We start from the raw sequence: 18,137 nt of genomic DNA, 5'->3' as shown, positions 1-18,137 counted from the left end.
GCATCCTACCAGTGGTTTGCAAATGCGCTGCGCATTTGAAGTCAGAGAGGAACGCAAATGCTCCTGATCATTCTCATTATTCTGCTGCTGATCTTCGGATTTGGCGGGTATCGCATGGGCCCCGGCATTGGCTACTACGGCGGCGGTGGAATCAGCCTGATTCTGCTGATCCTTATCATTCTGCTTTTGCTGCACGTGTTTTGAAGAAATTATCGATAAGGTAATCACGCAGCTCGATGTTGAAGCGGCGCGTGTTCTGCTGGGCGTCCTGCGCATCAGTGTTGAAGTTGACGATGTAAGCGCTTCGAGTTGCGGGGTCGATGTTGATCTGGCTGCGAAAGCCGTTCTGCCAGCCAGGATGACCAATCAGCGTTAAATTGCCGTCAACATGCACAAAGAAGCTTTCCGCTACAGAATCATGCGCTCCTGCGCGTGAAGGGAAATCATCATCAGGAGTAACAGGGAGGACGGGCTTCCACATCTCTTCCAGCGACGAGCGTTTCAGAATAGCGTCGTATTCAGCCTGATGCGCCGGATCGCCGAGCAGGAAGCGAATGTATTTCAGCATATCCTGCAACGGCGCGTTCAGGCCGCCGTTCGAGCGCGTGATGCCTGTATTGAAGTCGAAAGGGTCTTCCGTCAGTTTGCCGTCCTTCAGGTCCCAGCTGTGTGAACGATAGCGCAGCAGAGTATAGGGACTGCGGTCGTAGTAACTGCGGTCCATGTGGAGCGGGCGGAAAACGTTCTTCTCCATATAGACTTCGAACTGATCGCCAGAAACGCGCTCGATAATCTTACCTAGAAAGACAACGGCAAGATTCGAGTAGCTGTAGCGCGTGCCCGGCTTGAACTTGATTTCCGTATAGGGCAGCATGGCGACGATCTGCGACCACTGCGTCGGCTCGAAGGGTTGCCAGTCGGCGTCGCGCCAGGGCCATGTGGGGTCGCGAAAGCCGCTTGAATGCGACATGGCTTCGCGGATAGTGATGTCGGAAATAGAGCCGTATGCGTCGTGAACAGCGGACAGCTCCGGGATGTATTTGATCAGAGGGTCGTCAAGCGAGAGCAGACCGCGATCCCGCAGCTGCATGATGGCGTTTCCGGTGAAGGTCTTGGTGACGGAAGCCCAGTGATAGGTGGTGTTGTCATCGACGGGTTCTGTGTCGCTCTGACGTCCGTAGTTGTCATTGAGCACCACCTCGCCACTGCGGACGAGCATTAGGCTGCTGCCAATGATTCCATTGTGGCGCAGGCCGGATTCGTAGAAGGATTTGATTTCCTGCGTAGTGGCTGGCGCTTTGGTTTGCGCTGCGAGACCGGTAGTAAAGCAGAGAGTGGCGATCCAGAATGGGCGCATCATGCTGCTCGGATTGTATTGGATGGAGCGCTTAAGACATATGAGGAATCTACTTGCCGTAGAAACTGTATGTCGCGGTGTAGGGCTTGTGGGATTCTCCACTGGTACAGGCTTCTTTTGGAGCAGCTCCGCCATGCGTTTCTGTGCGGCGAATGTAGTTCACTTCAGTGAATTGTCCTGTGCCGCTATTGGGAACAGCTTGAATCAAAAGCCACGATACGGAATCCGGATCCGGTGAAGGTTGCGAAGCTATGGCTTTGCCTTTCACTTCGCTCCCGTCCGTAAGTTTCCACGTGGGACCGGCGAAGTGAGTGCCGATGACTGCGCCGTGCAGATCAAGAAGTTTGGCGTCAGGCGCCTTGAGCGTCCACTTGCCCTCAGTGCAGTTATAGATCTGTACGCCATCGCCTTTCGCTTCGAGGAGCAGCTCGTGGTTTCCGGGCGGCAGATCAATCGGAGATGACGTCTGGTTTGCTGCTGGCGCGGCTAGTGTAATGAGAGCGACGGTGAAAATGAATGCTCGCATAACCCAGCGAGGATAGCAGAGTTCTGTCGCAGGCGCGCGACTTCATTTGCCGTTGTATCGCTGGAAAAGCTCCGGGAATTGCTGTTTGAGCGCCGCAATTTTCGGACGGTCGCAGACCTGGATGTACGGATTGTCGGGGTTCTTCAGAGCGTAATCCTGGTGATAGTCCTCAGCGGCATAAAAAGCTTTGAACGGCACGATCTGCGTCACGATAGGACGCGCAAAGACGTGTGCAGCATCGAGTTGCTTAACATATGCATCGGCGATGCGGTGTTGCTCCTCATCGGCATAAAAGATTACCGAACGATAGGACGGGCCAACATCGTTGCCCTGCCGGTTGAGCTGTGTGGGGTCGTGCGCGACAGAGAAGAAGATGCGCAGCAGTTGGCCATAGGTGATCTTCGACGGATCATAGACCACACGGACGCTTTCAGCGTGACCTGTGGTTTCGGTCGTCACGTCGCTGTAGTGCGCAGTGGCGGCTGTTCCTCCGGAATAGCCTGCCGTGGTGTCGATGACGCCCTTCACGCGTTCAAAAACTGCCTGTGTCCCCCAGAAGCACCCTCCGGCAAAGACGGCGGTTGCTTTGCCGTGTTTCGCGGCCAGCGTTGCATCATCTTGCGCTGCGGGGATAGGCGTCGTACGTATCGGCTCGATCTGGGCTTTGGCAATTGTAAGGCAGGATGCGGCTACAAGCGCGCAGAGCAGTGGGCGAATCATACTAAGTTAGAGAATGCGAATGCGAGAAAAGTTACAAGCATCATTTTGATCTGGCGCAGACCTTAAAATGCTTCTATGCCGAAAAAAGCCACTGTAAAATCCCCGCTTCAGGAAGCCACACTGGCGTACTTTAGCCCGGAAGCGCTGAAGTTTCTGCGCGGACTGAAGCGCAATAATAATCGCGAGTGGTTTGAGGCGAGGCGCGCGGTCTTTGAGCGCGAGCTGAAGAAGCCGATGCTGGCGGTGATTGAGCGCGTGACAGACGCGATGGCCGATTTTGCGCCCGCGCATGTGCGTCCGTCACAGAAGGCCATGATGCGGATTTACCGCGACACGCGCTTCTCCGCCGACAAAACGCCATACAAAACGCATGTCTCCGCGTGGTGGACGCGCACAGGGCTGGAAAAGACCTCCGGCGGCGGCTACTACTTTCACGTTTCGCCAACAGAAGTTGTAGTTGCGGCGGGCATCTATATGCCAGAACGCGAGCAACTGCTGGCCATCCGTCTTCAGCTTCTTGAGCAGCACGCTGAGTTTCGGCGTCTTCTTAGTAACAGGAAACTGCGCAAGCTGATGGACATTGATCTCGACAGATCGGCCCTGACCCGGCCGCCGAAAGGCTTCTGCGCCGATCATCCGGGAATCGATCTCATTAAGCAGCAGCAATGGGGCGTGCTGGCGCGACTGCCTGGAGAGACTGCGCTCGGCAGGAATCTGGTAAATGAGATTGTCTCCCGCTTCCGCTTGGCCGCACCCATCGTCGATTGGCTCAATCGTCCCTTCGTGCACGATATGGAAAAGAAAAAGCAATATATCTTCAAGCTGATGTAGACGCGCAGACGTATTGAGGACTAGACTGCTCGTCATTGCAAACCATTAAAATGCTTGCGAGCCGCGTGGGCAAAGGGTTTCCCAAGCTGCGCAAAAATGGACAAAAAGCGTCCAAATCCAGAAAAATGGCATAAAAACCGGGAAAAACAGCAAAAAACCTGTGGAAACAGGGCTTTTGCCGTTGACAAAGTTTGCGAAAAGACGCAAGGTAAACGGCGGTAGGTTTTTTCAAACACCGCATGGATACAGGGTTTTCGGGCCATCAGGTGTGAAAATCCGAAAGGCGGAATGAAGAAGCCCGCAAGACGCGACACCAGGCTCCAAATTTCTGGGACAGCGAAATAAGCAGCAGGAGGATTTAGAAAACATGGCAACTGGAATGACAAAAACAGCTCTTGTCCGCCACATGGCGGAGAAGCTCGAACTCACTAACAAGCAGGCGGCTGGGTTTCTTGATCTGCTTGCGGAAACAGCGGTCAAGGAAACGAAGAAGAATGGTCTCTTCGTAATTCCCGGGCTCGGACGCCTGGTGAAGGCGGAGCGCAAGGCGCGCATTGGCCGCAACCCGCAAACGGGCGAACAGATCAAGATCAAGGCGAAGACCGTGGTGAAGTTCCGCGTGGCCAAGGCTGCGAAGGACACGATCGCTCCACCAAAGAAGTAGTTTCAAGCCACATCAGACCGCTCGAGATAAAGGAAACGGAGTCATCCGTTTCCTTTTGTTTTGCTCAGAAGTGATGAATCGTCGCCAAATATGTCTTGATGCCTGTGGCCACGATCTGCACGCCAATACACATAAGGATGAAGGACGACAAACGCATCACGACGGAGGTGCCGGCCGTGCCGAGCAGGCGTTCAGCGGCGGCCGCATAACGGTAGCAGATGTACACGATGAAGCAGACCACGGCAATGCCGACAAGCGCTGCGATAAGAACTTTGGGAGAAAAGATCGAGTCTGTACGCAGCTCGGCGGGCAGGTGCGCGCCGAGTGTAATCGCCACAGAAATGGAACCCGGCCCAACAGTAATAGGCAGTGTGTACGGATAGAAAGCATGCTCCAGTATGTTTTCATTGCTGAACGTCCTGGTATTGACGCCGCTGCTCCCCTGTGCGAGCAATGCCCAGCCGGTAGCGGCGACCACCAGCCCTCCGCCAATCTGCACGGCGTAGATCGAGATGCCGAAAAACGTGAGGATCTTAACTCCCCAGATCAGCGAGCAGATGAGCAGAAAGAAGCTGTAGATCGCAATCTTTCTGGAAAGAGCGCTATGCAGGCCGCGATCGATCGAGCCGACCATGTTGATGAAAATGGCCGCGCTGCCCAGTGGATTGACAATAGGAAACAATGCGCCTACGACGAGGATTGTGGCCTCGATAACGGCAGCAATATCCTTGTGAATGTCAGTCATGTTTCGCTGTCTGCGGCAGTATAGCGCGGACTACCAGCGACGCCCCGAAACAGATGATGAGGCAGCGGATCAACAGGTACGAGTTATAGCGCCAGACCAGAATCGCGAAGCACACCGTGAAGCTGATATAGAAGCTTTCCGCAAGCAGGCTCGTGTACCACTGCGGTCTTGTCTGTGACGCGGGCACGCGCGCGCGCAGACTGCGCCAGAAGCGCGGGACTTTCTGCTTGTAAACGAGATAGGCTTCGCCCTGCTGCGCGGCGAGATGCACTTCTTCGGCGAGAATGAGTCGAAAATAGAAAATAGCCTGTGCTGCGAGAAAGAAGATCACTCCCGTCGGTGGCATCAGAATCGAAACAGCCAGCGAGAAGATCCAGCTTCCCATGTAGAGCGGATTGCGCGTGTAACGATAAGGTCCGGCGGCCACGACTTCTGCTCCGTGCAGCGATGAATCGTGCACGACCGCGGTGCCGAGATAGGCTGTCCCCCAGACGCGAAAGATGGTTCCCTTGATGGCGCAGGCAAGGGCGATCACAGTAATGAGAATGGTCGCGTTTTCCAATGTGAGCCAGTGCGCGCTGGCAATGGCTCCTGGCAACTCAAGCCATGTAGTAGAAACGTGTCCGGAACCGTTGAAACGCGACCACGGCGCCCAAAATCCTAGGACGTAAATAAGGAGACCGATGACAAGACGAAAGCGGAACTCGAATTGTGTTGCCTTCATTGCGCGACAGGCCCCGCTGCATTCTTATAGACCACGCCCGACTTCATGACGAACTGCACATTCTGAAGCAGGCGGATGTCTTTGAGCGGGTCGCCGTTTACGGCAATAATATCGGCCCACTTGCCCGGCTCAATCGATCCGACATGGCTGGTCCAGCTCATCAGATCAGCGGCGTTGAGCGTCGCAGTATGCAATGCCGCAAGCGGCGTCATCCCGAACTGGTTCACATAAACGTCGAGCTCGTGCGCATTGAGCCCGTGCGGGTAAACTGCGGCGTCAGTGCCCATTGCGACCTTGACGCCTGCGGCAATGGCCTTCTTCGCATTGGCTTTTTCGACTGCGCTTACGTCTTTCATCTTTTGTTTATAGAACGCTGGCAGGTTTCCATATTGCTGCATCCAGTCAATGAGATAAGCTGTAGGCACGAAATAATTTCCGTGCTGCTTCATCGCGGCAATGTCTTCGTCGTTCATGTAGGAGCCATGCTCGATGGAGTCGATGCCCGCTTCCGTTGCCCATAAAATCCCCTGCGCGCCGTGCGCGTGCGCAGCAACTTTACGGCCGAGGCGGTGCGCGTCGGCCACGATGGCCTTCAGTTCTTCGAGTGTGTATTGTGATGCCTGCGGATCGTCGCCTTTGGAGAGTACGCCACCTGTAGCGCAGACCTTGATGAGGTCGGCGCCGTACTTGATGGTCTCGCGGACCTTGTGCTGCACGGCTTCAACCCCGTCCGCCACACCGCCAGCGGTCTGGTGATACTCGATGGGCAGCAGGTTGTCATCACAGTGACCGCCTGTAATGCCGAGCGGCGGACCGCTGACCTGCATGTGCGGCCCCTCGACCAGTCCTTCATTGATCGCATCGCGCAAATCCACATCCGCATAACCTTCGGCGCCCACATTGCGGACAGTCGTGATTCCCGCCTCAAGCGTGACTTTGGCGTTGCGCGCGCCGATCAAAGCGCTTTTCGCGACACTCGTCGAAAGCTCGTGATACGGGTCAAAGTTTGTGTCGTCGGTTAGGTGCGTGTGCACATCAATAAGGCCGGGCAGAACCGTCATGCCGCGCAGGTCGATCTCTTTATCGCCAGGCTGTTTCGGTATCGAGATAGTGGGCCCGACGCCAGAGATGCTGTCACCAGTGACGATGATGGTTTGGTCGGTGGCCTCGTTGCCGGTGTGCACGTCGATGACGTGTCCCGCGCGGATGAGGGTGCGAGTGGTTGGTTGCTGGGCTGCAAGCGGCAGCGCGCAAATCAGCAGTGGCAGGAAGATACGGCGGGCAATGGTTGTCATGCGTTCTGTCCGTAGGTGAAGTGTGCGGCAAGTCTAGCAGACCCACTAATTTAAGGCTCGCAAAATTCCCTATTGCCAAACCATAGAAGAAGGGGCATGATTCCTATGGCTAGACAATAGGAGAGGCATGGGAGACAAAACTGATGTTTGGCAGGGAACTCTGGCGTTGATGGTGCTGAAAACGCTTGAAATCATGGGCCCGATCCATGGCTACGGCATCGCGCGGCGCATCGAGCAAACCAGCGGCAACCTGCTGGCACTGAATTACGGAACTCTCTATCCGGCGCTGCTGAAATTGGAACAGGAAGGCTACATTTCGTCCGAATGGGGCCTGTCAGAGAACAACCGCAAGGCCAAGTTCTACAAACTGACGCGCGCCGGAAGAAAGCAACTCGATCGTGAAACACGGGACTGGGAACAGGCAACTGCGATTCTCTCCCGCTTCCTATCGTCCGCAAAGGAGGCCTGATGCGAAAGCTCAGAGCGCTGTGGATACGACTGCGAGGGATGCTCCGGCGAGACGAAGCGGATAATGGATTCTCTGCCGAACTCGAAAGCCACCTCCAGATGCACATGGAAGACAATCTGCGCTCCGGCATGACTCCTGAAGAAGCGCGGCGCCAAGCACTCATCAAGCTTGGAGGCATTGAGCAGACGCGACAGGCATATCGCGAACGGGAAAGGCTGCCCCAGCTTGAAACACTCTGGCAGGACATACGCTTCGGCCTGCGGATGCTGCGTAAAAGCCCTGGGTTCACTGTGGCAGCAGCCGGTACCCTGGCGTTGGGAATCGGGGCGAACACCGCCATTTTCTCAGTCGTGAAGGCGGTCCTGCTTGCTCCACTGCCATATAAGGACTCAGGCCGGATTGTGGCGGTGTGGACAGCGAACCCTGCGCGAGGCGGTGAACCGCGGTCAAGCACCGCGGCGGATTTCGCCATCTGGAAGCAGCGGACCGATATATTCGAGGACCTGGCTCCTTCCTACGACGATGAAAAGACACTGACAGGACAGGGCGCGCCGCAATTCCTGATCGGATATGCGGTATCGGCAAATTACCTTCGAATACTGGGCGTTGAACCGCGGCTTGGTCGGCTTTATACCAATCAGGAGGACAGGCCTGGAGGTCCAAAGGTAGCGCTTCTGAGCGACCATCTTTGGCGCACGACATTTCATTCCGATCCTGGGATAGTGGGCAGGGCTATCACTTTGGATGGGACTCCTTACACCGTGCTTGGCATAATGCCGCGCGGCTTCGACTATCCGTCCACGGTCGAGGTCTGGACTCCGGTAGCGATGGCGCCATCAGCTTTTGATGACTTCAAGCATGACTATGTGCGCATCTTGGGGCGGCTGAAACCTGGTGTGACTCTGACCATGGCGCAAAAAGCCGTCAATGCGGTGGAGACGAAGGTAGCGGCCGCGCATCCTGACACGGACAGCGGAAACCGCGTTGTTCTGGTGCCTTTGCGTGAAGAACTGGACGGTGATATTCGCAGCCCTTTGCTGGTTCTTATGGGCGCGGTGGGAATTGTGTTGTTGATTGCCTGCGCAAACACAGCCGGCCTGGCACTGGCGCGTGATGCAGAGCGGCAGAAAGAGATCGCGGTTCGGCTGGCGCTCGGAGCAACCCGGACGAGACTCCTAAGGCAGTTCGTAACCGAGAGCCTGTTGCTGGCAGCGATGGGCGGAGCAGCCGGAATGTTGCTCGCATTCGCCGGGACACACTCGCTGCTGGCGCTCTTTCCCAACGATGTGGCGAACCTGAACATCCCGAAGGTGACGGCGATTCCCATAGATTACGGTGTCTTTCTGTTCGCCACTGCGATCACGCTGCTGACAGCGTTTCTCTTCGGAATTGCGCCGGTGATGAAGGCCACGCGGGTCGAGGCAGGCGATGCAATGAGAGAGTCGGCGCGCGGAAGCACGTCGGGCCGTCGATCGAACCGCTCACGCAGCGTAATTGTCGTCACCCAGATCGCGTTGGCATTAATGCTGCTGACCGGAGCAGGATTGGTGACAGCGAGCTTTCGGCATGTAGTTAACTCGGACCCGGGCTTTCAGCCGGATCACGTTCTCTCGCTGCAGGTCCTTCTCCCACTTAACCGCTATCCGTCTGACAATCCGCAAAAAAGGCGCGCATTCGTCGCAGAAGCGCTGAGGAGGATGAATGCGCTGCCGGGCGTAGAGTCGGCTGCGGCGACAAATTACCTGCCGTTGAGCGGCTTCTGGGGGACGACTAACTTTCTTCTTCGCGGGCAGGCGCCCGTGAAGGAAGGGCAGGCGCCGGAAGCAGACGAGCGCCTGATGACTCCGGAATATCTGCGCACCATGGGGATTCCGCTGCTTCGCGGCCGGGCCTTCACAGACGCGGACCGCGCAGGCAGCGCGCAGGTGGCGATGATTAACCAGACACTGGCGAAGCAGTATTTCAAAGACAAGGATCCAATCGGCGAGGAATTGAATCTGGGCAGTTCGGATAAGCCGGACTGGTGGCGCATCGTCGGCATGACCGGCGATGTGAAGGCGTTCGGCCAGGACCAGCCGACGCACGCAGACATCTATCAGCCCTTCGATCAGCAGCCATTCCCGCTCATCGCGTTCGTATTGCGGACAAAGACCGATCCTGCAGCGATAGTGAAGGCGGCGGAGCAGGCGCTGTGGAACGTAGACCCTGATCTGCCCGTGCTTAAAGCAATTCCCATGGATTTGCTGGCCAATCAGACGCGGGCTGTGCGCCGCGCCAGCTCAGTCCTCATCTCTGCCTTCGCCGTGCTGGCTTTGGTTCTTGCCTGTGTCGGAATTTACGGGCTGATGGCGTACGCAGTGACGCAGCGCACGCAGGAGATCGGCGTGCGCATGGCCTTGGGTGCTCAAAGCGTGGATGTGCTCCGTTTGATGCTGGGCTTCGGCATCCGAATTGCGTTTCTGGGCCTCATGATTGGGCTTGCCGGAGCGGTTGCAACGACTCGTCTATTGGCGAGTCTGCTATTTGAAGTAAACGCGATGAACCCGTTGATCTTTTCACTATCTGTGGCTGTGCTGATTCTGGTCGTAATGATCGCAACCTGGCTGCCGGCAAAGCGTGCAGCCTCTATCGACCCCATGCATGCGCTGCGCACGGAATAGGAGATATGATGCGAAAGCTCAGAGCGTTATGGGTGCGACTGCGCGGAATGCTCCGGCGCGAAAAAGCGGATGATGGTTTCACCGCCGAACTCGAAAGCCATCTCCAGATGCACATCGAGGACAATCTGCGCTCTGGCATGACGCCGGAACAAGCGCGCCGACAGGCGCTGATCAAGCTCGGCGGCTTGGAGCAAACAAAACAGGCGTATCGCGAACGCAGCATTCTTCCCGTGCTTGACAGCCTGCTGCGGGATGCACATTTTGCTTTGCGGCAACTGAGGAAAAATCCGGGCTTTACCTGCACGGCTGTCCTGGTCCTTGCTTTAGGCATTGGCGCGAGCGTGGCAATGTTCGCTTTTGTAGACGCAGCTCTGCTGCAACCCCTGCCTTATGTAAATCCGGCTCGCCTGATGTCAGTAAACGAAAGCAGAAACGTAGAATCTGAGCTCTGGCCACTTTCCTATCCAGATTTTGTCGACTGGCAACAGGCGAACAAATCTTTCAGTTCGTTTGCCATCTATGGTGGTCGCGGGTTTCTTCTCCGCACTTCCTCAGGCGCGGAGCCGGTTCAAGGCGAGCGTGTAAGCGGCAGATTCTTTCAAACGCTGGGTATAGAGCCCATACTTGGGCGTGATTTCCATCCCGATGAGGATCGGCTGGGTGGGCCGAATGTGGTGATCCTCAGCTATGGGGTCTGGCTTCATCGCTTTGGCGCACGGAGGGGCGTAGTCGGCCAGACTGTGGATCTGGATAACACGGCCTTCACGGTTATCGGGGTGTTGCCTCGTTTATTTTCCTTCGCGCCCAGCGGCAACGTGGAGTTTTGGGTTCCTATCAATGCTCTGAGTACTCACGAGTATTCGCGGACTTTCTATGCCTTTTCGGGAGTCGGAAGACTGCGCGACGGCATCACGGTGCAAGCAGCGCAAGCCGACCTGACCGCCATTGCCAGGCGATTGCAGCAGCAATATGGCATCACTGGACGCAATCTCAGCGCCAGTGTTGTCCCTCTTTCCGAATTCATTATTGGAGGTGTGCAGCCAATCCTGCTGACGCTGCTGGGCGGTGCAGGATTGTTGCTGTTGATTGCCTGTGTCAATGTGGCCAGTCTCGTTCTCGCGCGTTCAGAGAGCCGCAGGCACGAAATTGCTCTACGCGGAGCTCTGGGCGCAACTCAAATTCGTTTAGTGCGCCAGTTCTTTACTGAAGCGGTTTTGCTTGCCGGGTTTGGCGGTGTAACGGGGATAGCTGTCGCGGCCGGACTCGTGAGGCTTCTTGCACGCTTCATTTCCGAGGGGATGGCATTAAATACGCCATTCCTTAAAGGCGCTGGCTTGAATGTACACACATATGCTTTTGCGGGTGCGGTCATCTTGATCGCTGCATTGCTATCAACCGTCACGCCCATTTTGCGACTCTCATTTCAAAAGATTCGCGATGGCTTGGCCGAAGGAGATCGCGGTGCAGCCAACCGGCTGTGGCAGAGGATGGGAGCGAACCTGGCAGTGGTTGAGCTGGCAGTGGCTGTCGTGCTGCTCGCCGGAGCAGGCCTGTTGGGAAAAAGCCTCTACCGCTTGCTGCATGTGCCCTTAGGCTTTGATCCAAACCGTCTGGCAACAGTGAGCGTCATGGCTCCCGGTACGGTTTATAAGAGTGATGAACAGATAGCGGCTCTTTACCAGGAAGTTGTGCGCCGGGTTTCTAATCTACCAGGCGTTGAGTCGGCAGGCCTTACAAGTCTGCTCCCTATTGTGGGATGTAACTGCCCCGTCGACCGGATTCATTTCCCAGGAAGACCGTATCACGACGAAGAGAATGACGTGGTCGAGAAGCATGTGGGGCAAGACTATTTGCCCACGCTGAAGGCCAGATTGAGGCGCGGGCGGTTCTTTGCCGATTCTGATGATGCTTCCAGACCCGGAGTAGCTGTCGTCAACGAAGCGCTGGCGCGCAAGTATTTTCCTGGACAAGACCCTATCGGCCAAAGAATCGCTGACGATGAAGGCGGCCTGCCGTCTGAATGGGAAATTGTCGGCGTGATTGACGACGTTCGTGAAGGTCCGCTCGATGCTGACACGTGGCCTGCAGAATATTTCCCCATCAATCAGACACGCGATCACTATTTCAGTCTGGCAGTGCGCACCAGGCAGGAACCCGGTGCGCTGTTGCCAGTGTTGGTGAGCACACTGCACCAGATAAACCCTGGCTTGGGTATCTCGGACGAAGCAACCATGAATGAGAAGATTGGCGAGACGCAGGCGGCATTGCTGCACCGTTTCTCGGCATGGCTCGTGGGTGGATTCGCAGCGATGGCGCTGATATTAGGCGTAGTCGGATTGTACGGAGTGATTGCCTATTCGGTAAGTCGGCGGACACGCGAAATCGGCGTGCGCATGGCTCTTGGAGCGCAGCGTAACTCTGTTTATGGACTCATTCTGCGGCAGGCGGGTTGGCTGACCGCAATCGGATTGGTCATCGGTCTGATCTGTTCGATGGGAACCTCAATATTAATTCAGAAGATGCTGTTTGATGTTCACGCGTGGGACATGATCACCCTGATCGAAGTGGCTGCGCTGCTTGGGTTTGCATCTTTGGCGGCAAGCTTTCTGCCTGCCCGCCGTGCGGCCTCAGTGAATCCTGTAGAAGCACTGCGAACGGAGTAGGAGATATGATGCGAAAGCTTAGAGCGTTATGGATGCGGCTGCGCTGTCTATTCGGCGGCAACAAGACAGATGAAAGTCTTACCGCCGAACTCGAAAGCCACCTCCAGATGCACATCGAGGACAATCTGCGCTCCGGCATGACTCCGGAAGAAGCGCGGCGCCAGGCGCTCATCAAGCTCGGCGGCCTGGAGCAGACGAAGCAGGCGTATCGCGAGCGCCAAAGGCTGCCGTGGTTCGAGACCTTGTGGCAGGACGTCCGCTTCGGAATCCGTATGCTGGCAAAGAGTCGCGGCTTCACATTTGTCGCGATACTGACTCTGGCGCTTGGCATTGGCGCAAATACAGCGTTGTTTTCTGTTGTCGATGGAGTGTTGCTGAATCCACTGCCGTATCCGCACCCGGAAGAACTGGTTACGGTGCACGCCAGCAAGCCGAACTTTCCCGAGGGATCGATTTCCTATCCCAACTTCCGTGACTGGCAACGCGACAACAAGACGCTGGCGGCGCTCGCTATTGCGCGGAGCACGGGCTACAACATGACCGGCCAGGGTGATGCGGAGGAGATACGCGCGGAGCTGGTCTCCTCAGACTTCTTTTCGCTTCTCGGCGTGAAGCCTTTACTCGGACGCCTGTTCGCGCCGCATGAAGACGAGATCGGACGCGAGCCGCTGGCAATAATCAGCCAGGGCTTGTGGGAACGCAAGTTCGGCTCGCGCTCCGACGTGTTGGGCAAGCCACTTACGCTTGATGGGCGTAATTACACGATAGTCGGCGTAGTGCCTTCGTACTTCGATCTCCGGATCAACAATTTTCATGCAGCTGATCTGTATGTGCCTATCGGTCAGTTTCAAAATCCCGCGCTCACTGCGCGCGCCGCGGGACTGAGCCTTCACGGAATTGCGCGGCTCAAGCCTGGAGTGACGCTGCAGCAGGCGCAGGACGACATGCTGCGAGTCTCTGAGCAGCTCGAGAAGGTCTATCCAGAGGCAGATAAGGGCACTCGCGCATTGCTGGTTCCATTCAAATATGCCATGGTGCACGATGTGCAGCCCCTGCTGTTGGTCCTGATGAGCGCGGTTGGCTTCGTGCTGCTGATTGCCTGTGTGAACATCGCCAATCTTTTATTGGTGCGTTCCAATGCGCGGGCGCAGGAATTTGCTGTCCGGTCGGCGCTGGGCGCCGGGCGCGGTCGCCTGCTGCGCCAGTTGTTGACCGAAAGCCTGATGCTTTCTCTGGCGGGCGGACTGCTCGGCCTCGCGTTGGCTGCATGGGGCACACAGGTGCTGTTACATTTGCTGCCGCAGCAATTGCCCCGCGCTGCTGAAGTCCATATGAGCGGAACAGTGCTTGGCTTTACTCTGCTGATTTCGCTAGCCGCCGGGACGTTGTTCGGGATGATGCCGTCTTTGAAACTCTTCCGTCAGAACCTGCAGGACACGTTGAAAGATGGGGCGCGCAGCGTAGGCAGCACTCGTCAGCGCGCGCAGAACTGGCTGGTGGTTTTCCAGATGGCGACGACGCTGGTGCTGCTTGCAGGCGCTGGGCTGATGATCCGCAGTCTGGAGAAGCTCTCGGAAGTTGACGCGGGGTTCCAGCCCCGAGGCGTGCTCACCTTCGGGATGCAGCCTTCTTCAGCGATGATTGGAGCAACCCCGGAGGCGGCGCGAGCATATCTGCGCGAGGCGCATGCGCGCATTGCCGCTGTGCCAGGCGTGGATGCTGTCTCATTCTCCTGGGCGGCATTGCCCATGCAGTCCGACGACGAGCAGCTTTTCTGGATGGATGGCGAGCCGAAACCGCAGAGCCAGAATGCGATGCACTGGGCCATCCGCTACATTGTGGGGCCGGGATACCTGAAGGCCATGGGGATTCCGCTATTGAAGGGGAGGTTCCTCGCCACAAGCGACGACGAGCACGCCCCGCGCGCGGTTGTTATCGACGACGTCTTTGCGCGGAAGTTCTTCGGCAATCAGGACCCGCTTGGAAAGCGCATCTTCCTTGAGCAGTTTGAAAATGATCCGGCCACAGTCGTGGGTGTCGTCGGACATGTGAACCAGTGGGGGCTGGACAACGACTCCGTCAATCCGCTGCGTGCGGAGATCTACCAGGCGATGATGCAACTCCCGCAGCAACAGTTGGGACTGGTGCTGATGGGCATGGATGTGATTGCACATTCGAAATACAGCACGGACACGGCTTTTCAGAGCATCCGCAGCGCAGTTACTCAGATGAATCATGAGCAGGCGGTCTATAGCCCTGAGTCGATGGAATCGGTGATCGCGGACACGCTCACTGGGCGGCGCTTTGCCATGACTCTGTTGGCGGTGTTCGCAGGCGCGGCACTGCTTCTGGCCAGCATCGGCATGTATGGCGTCATTTCGTATCTGGTGGCGCAGCATGCGCGTGAAATCGGCATCCGTATGGCGCTCGGCGCGGATCGCCGAAATGTATTTCGCTGGGTCCTAGTGCGCGGCGGCAGGCTCGCGATCATAGGCGCCGTTGCCGGGTTGTTTGCTGCGTTGGGCCTGACTCAGGTGATCGCGCGCTTTACCTCATTGCTCTATGGCGTACATGCTTACGATCCGTGGACGATGTCAGGTGTGACCTTGGTGATGATGGCCGTTGCGCTGCTGGCCTGTTATCTGCCCGCGCGCCGCGCCACCAAGATCGACCCCATGCAGGTGCTCCGCATGGAATAGCTTATTCGAGCGCGCGGCGCAGTCTGCCTTTGGCCTGCGCCAGCCTTGCCTCCGCTTCCGTGCGCGAAAGGCGCAGCCGCTGCATCACAATGGCTGTTTTCACTGAGCCGGCCTGGTCAAGCAACGTTGCCGCTTTGTCCTGAGGCAATTCGGTAAGCGCGGAGATGATCCGCGCCGCGCGGTCGCGCAGCTTCACATTGGTCGGCTGCACGTTGACCATGAGATTGCCGTAGACATAGCCGAGACGCACCAGCGATCCCGTCGACAGCATGTTGAGCACCAGCTTCGTCGCTGTGCCAGCCTTCATGCGAGTCGATCCCGTCACAACTTCCGGGCCTACCGTTGGCGTGATGGCAATCTCTGCACGCTGCGCCACCTGCGATCCCGGCACGCAACTCAGGCCAATTGTTACGGCCCCAAGCTTATGGGCGTAGTCCATGCCGCCGAGAACGTAAGGTGTGCGTCCGCTGGCGGCAATACCAACAAGCGCGTCTTTCGCCCTGAATCCATGAGCGTGCAAATCGCGTTCACCTTGCGAGGCGTCATCTTCCGCGCGCTCCACTGACCGCCGCAGGGCCACGTCGCCGCCGGCGATCAATCCCTGTACCAACTCAGGCGATGTGTTGTAAGTTGGCGGGCACTCCGAAGCGTCAAGAACGCCCAGCCGACCCGAAGTGCCGGCCCCGATATAAAAAAGTCGGCCACCGTTGTCGAGACTGGCCACAATGGCATCAACGGCTCTCGCAATATTCGGCAGTTCTTGTTCGACGGCCATGAGAACGTCGCCATCGGCGGCGTGCATTGTCTTCATCAGATCAAGCGTAGAAAGTTGATCGAGGTTCTCAGTGGCCGGATTACGCGCTTCAGTAAGCAATTGGTCGAGCTTTTCCATACTGACAGATTACTTCTTGATAGCCCCGTTCAGGATGGGATGGTCGAGTCCCTGAAGACTCCGCCCGGGCGCTCCTTCCAGATCAAATACAACAACTTCATTCGCGCCTGACTTGAGCCATGTCCCGGGAACATAAAGCGTCTTCTGCGGGCCAATATTCCAGACGCGACCTAACGCATGTCCATTGAGCCAGACCTCGCCTTTGGTGAATGCGCTGGTATCGAGGAAGGTGTCCGCCGGCTTGTCCACGTTGAAGGTGGCTCGGTAAAAACACGGGCCGATGCAGGCCTTGTTGCTATGGGTCAGCTTGTCGGGCGCAATCATAGGCAGGGGATAAATATCCCAGCCGGTAACAGGCTTACCCGCCAGCGTAACTTCCTTCGTGATACCTTTACGCTCGCCTCGCATGACCTTGGTGAAGTTCACGCGGCCTGTGTTTTCAATGAGGATGTCGAGACGCGCATTCTTCGCTGTAATGTTCAGCGGCAATGAGTTTTGGTTGAGGCGACGGTCAAGTGTGCCGACAAGTTTTCCGTCGATGTAAATCCTGGCGTAATCGTGCAGCTGATCGAGCACCAGATCGCCGCTAACCAGGCCCTTCAATGTTGTTCGGTAGAAAATATAGCCATAGGCCTGGTCAAGGTCTTCCATCGAAAGTGGCTGCTCGCTGTGCGTAGGCTTCGGCAGGTTGTCCCAAAGCGACGCCGATTGAGTAAGCGTGAAGAATGGAATGGTGATAGCCGGAGCTACCTGCGGCACAGGCGGTGGCGTAATGCCAGTTGCCTTCGCTATCGTATCTCGGAAAAGAAAATACTTCGCCGTAGGCCGGCCACTCTCATCGAGCGGAGAGTCATAGTCATAGCTGGTCACATCCGGCTCATAGTTCTTGCCGTTGGAGTTGGCGCCGTTCATCCACCCGAAGCTTGTTCCTCCATGAAACATGTACAGACTGATCGAATAACCCTGGCGCAACGTCCAGTCAATGTCTGCCGCTTGCTGCTGTGCATCGGTCTTAGCATGTGGCGCGCCCCAGTGGTCGAACCATCCATCCCAGTACTCGCTGTTCATGAAGGGGCCGTCTGGACGGAGCTTCTTGAGATAAGCGAAGCCCTTCTGCGATTCACCGGGGCCAAAGTTGATAGCCGCGGGCAATTCAGGCAGCGAGCCATTCGGCACCTCCTCGGGACCATCGGCGGTATAAAGCTGCGATTTGGTAAATCCGGCGTCAACCAGCATGTGGCGGATCTGCTCCATGTATGCGTGATCTTTGTCGAAGGAGCCGTATTCGTTTTCCACCTGCACCAGAATGATCGGGCCGCCGTTGCCGATTTGCAGCGGCGCCAGTTCCTTACCCAGCCGCAGGATCCAGCGGCGCGCAGGCTCAATGAATTTCGGATCGCTCGAGCGCACGACCGTGCTGTGGTCCTTCAGCAGCCACGAAGGAAATCCGCCGAACTCCCACTCAGCGCAGGCGTAGGGGCCGGGACGCAGGATAACGTATAGCCCCTCCTGCTGTGCTTCGCGAATGAACTCGACCACATCATTGTTGCCGGAAAAATCATAGACCCCAGGTTTCGGCTCATGCACATTCCAGAAGACATAGGTGGTGATCGTATTCAAACCCATCGCTTTGGCCATGCGCATCCGGTCGCGCCAGTAGGCCCGCGGTATGCGCGCATAATGCATCTCACCTGAAATGACCTGAAAAGGCTTGCCATCGAGCGTGAAGTGGCCGTTCTCTGCCTTGAAGGTGTGTGCTTCGGCATAGATAGGTCGTTGAAGCAGCAGGACTACACAGGCAAACAGCAGAATCGCGGCAATGCGTTTCATCAGGATCCTTTTCTCCGCTTTGGAAGAGGTAGTGTACAGGTCTGCCTCGACCTATGGAAATT

General features: G+C 56.8%; 16 protein-coding genes. 7 read left to right on the top strand and 9 right to left on the bottom strand.

Annotation, left to right across the window (positions count from 1 at the left end; translation table 11 throughout):
- Nucleotides 1–57 precede the first annotated feature (57 nt).
- On the top strand, nt 58–204 hold the full coding sequence (locus tag VEV40_RS19025; protein WP_324834626.1) for a DUF3309 family protein: 147 nt from the start codon (nt 58–60) through the stop codon (nt 202–204).
- Here the strand turns inward: VEV40_RS19025 and VEV40_RS19020 are convergent.
- From VEV40_RS19020 to msrA, 3 genes are read right to left on the bottom strand one after another with little or no spacing between them, the layout of a single operon-like run.
- On the bottom strand, nt 176–1,360 hold the full coding sequence (locus tag VEV40_RS19020) for a serine hydrolase domain-containing protein (protein ID WP_324834624.1): 1,185 nt from the start codon (nt 1,358–1,360) through the stop codon (nt 176–178). The genes VEV40_RS19025 and VEV40_RS19020 overlap by 29 nt on opposite strands.
- 46 nt (nt 1,361–1,406) lie before the next feature.
- Nucleotides 1,407–1,883, bottom strand: coding sequence for a DUF3455 domain-containing protein (locus VEV40_RS19015; RefSeq protein WP_324834622.1), 477 nt, complete (start codon nt 1,881–1,883; stop codon nt 1,407–1,409).
- Nucleotides 1,884–1,925: 42 nt separating this feature from the next.
- Nucleotides 1,926–2,603 (bottom strand): peptide-methionine (S)-S-oxide reductase MsrA, encoded by a 678-nt coding sequence (msrA, locus tag VEV40_RS19010; RefSeq protein WP_324834620.1) that lies wholly within the window; start codon nt 2,601–2,603, stop codon nt 1,926–1,928.
- Between the two features lie 75 nt (nt 2,604–2,678).
- Here msrA and VEV40_RS19005 point away from each other — a divergent pair, with 75 nt between their 5' ends.
- On the top strand, nt 2,679–3,434 hold the full coding sequence (locus tag VEV40_RS19005; protein ID WP_324834618.1) for a DUF2461 domain-containing protein: 756 nt from the start codon (nt 2,679–2,681) through the stop codon (nt 3,432–3,434).
- A gap of 32 nt (nt 3,435–3,466) precedes the next feature.
- On the opposite strand, the gene VEV40_RS19000 is transcribed toward VEV40_RS19005, so the two are convergent.
- On the bottom strand, nt 3,467–3,820 hold the full coding sequence (locus VEV40_RS19000) for a hypothetical protein (RefSeq protein ID WP_324834651.1): 354 nt from the start codon (nt 3,818–3,820) through the stop codon (nt 3,467–3,469).
- Here VEV40_RS19000 and VEV40_RS18995 point away from each other — a divergent pair.
- Nucleotides 3,802–4,098 carry an HU family DNA-binding protein gene (locus VEV40_RS18995; protein WP_324834617.1) on the top strand — a complete coding sequence of 99 codons (297 nt, stop codon included), beginning with the start codon at nt 3,802–3,804 and terminating at the stop codon, nt 4,096–4,098. The two genes, VEV40_RS19000 and VEV40_RS18995, sit on opposite strands and share 19 nt — an antisense overlap.
- Nucleotides 4,099–4,162: 64 nt before the next feature.
- Here the strand turns inward: VEV40_RS18995 and VEV40_RS18990 are convergent, their stop codons facing one another.
- The 3 genes from VEV40_RS18990 to VEV40_RS18980 are packed head-to-tail and all read right to left on the bottom strand — an operon-like array spanning nt 4,163 to nt 6,862.
- A complete protein-coding gene (locus VEV40_RS18990) occupies nt 4,163–4,843 on the bottom strand; it encodes a MarC family protein (protein WP_324834615.1) in 681 nt (226 codons plus the stop codon).
- Nucleotides 4,836–5,567 carry an isoprenylcysteine carboxylmethyltransferase family protein gene (locus VEV40_RS18985; protein WP_324834614.1) on the bottom strand — a complete coding sequence of 244 codons (732 nt, stop codon included), beginning with the start codon at nt 5,565–5,567 and terminating at the stop codon, nt 4,836–4,838. The genes VEV40_RS18990 and VEV40_RS18985 overlap by 8 nt, the downstream gene beginning before the upstream one ends.
- The gene (locus VEV40_RS18980; protein WP_324834613.1) at nt 5,564–6,862 is read right to left on the bottom strand and encodes an amidohydrolase family protein; all 1,299 of its coding nucleotides are present in this window, start codon (nt 6,860–6,862) and stop codon (nt 5,564–5,566) included. Before VEV40_RS18980 ends, VEV40_RS18985 begins: the two co-directional genes overlap by 4 nt.
- 127 nt (nt 6,863–6,989) lie before the next feature.
- On the opposite strand from VEV40_RS18980, the gene VEV40_RS18975 reads away from it, so the two are divergent.
- From VEV40_RS18975 to VEV40_RS18960, 4 genes are read left to right on the top strand one after another with little or no spacing between them, the layout of a single operon-like run.
- Complete coding sequence (locus VEV40_RS18975) at nt 6,990–7,331, top strand: PadR family transcriptional regulator (protein WP_324834611.1); 342 nt, start codon at nt 6,990–6,992, stop codon at nt 7,329–7,331.
- A complete protein-coding gene (locus tag VEV40_RS18970; RefSeq protein ID WP_324834610.1) occupies nt 7,331–9,991 on the top strand; it encodes an ABC transporter permease in 2,661 nt (886 codons plus the stop codon). Before VEV40_RS18975 ends, VEV40_RS18970 begins: the two co-directional genes overlap by 1 nt.
- Nucleotides 9,992–9,996: 5 nt before the next feature.
- On the top strand, nt 9,997–12,654 hold the full coding sequence (locus VEV40_RS18965; protein ID WP_324834608.1) for an ABC transporter permease: 2,658 nt from the start codon (nt 9,997–9,999) through the stop codon (nt 12,652–12,654).
- 5 nt (nt 12,655–12,659) lie between these two features.
- On the top strand, nt 12,660–15,353 hold the full coding sequence (locus VEV40_RS18960) for an ABC transporter permease (RefSeq protein WP_324834606.1): 2,694 nt from the start codon (nt 12,660–12,662) through the stop codon (nt 15,351–15,353).
- A gap of 1 nt (nt 15,354) precedes the next feature.
- Here VEV40_RS18960 and murQ read toward each other — a convergent pair whose 3' ends face one another.
- A complete protein-coding gene (murQ, locus tag VEV40_RS18955) occupies nt 15,355–16,245 on the bottom strand; it encodes an N-acetylmuramic acid 6-phosphate etherase (protein WP_324834604.1) in 891 nt (296 codons plus the stop codon).
- Between the two features lie 9 nt (nt 16,246–16,254).
- Nucleotides 16,255–18,075: a glycoside hydrolase family 35 protein gene (locus VEV40_RS18950; RefSeq protein WP_324834602.1), complete on the bottom strand. Its 1,821-nt coding sequence runs from the start codon at nt 18,073–18,075 to the stop codon at nt 16,255–16,257.
- Between the last annotated feature and the right edge of the window lie 62 nt (nt 18,076–18,137).

This window comes from Alloacidobacterium sp. (genome assembly GCF_035631355.1).
Taxonomy (GTDB): domain Bacteria; phylum Acidobacteriota; class Terriglobia; order Terriglobales; family Acidobacteriaceae; genus Alloacidobacterium.
Note: the sequence above shows the minus strand (reverse complement) of the source record. Positions and strands in the feature narration are given on the sequence as shown.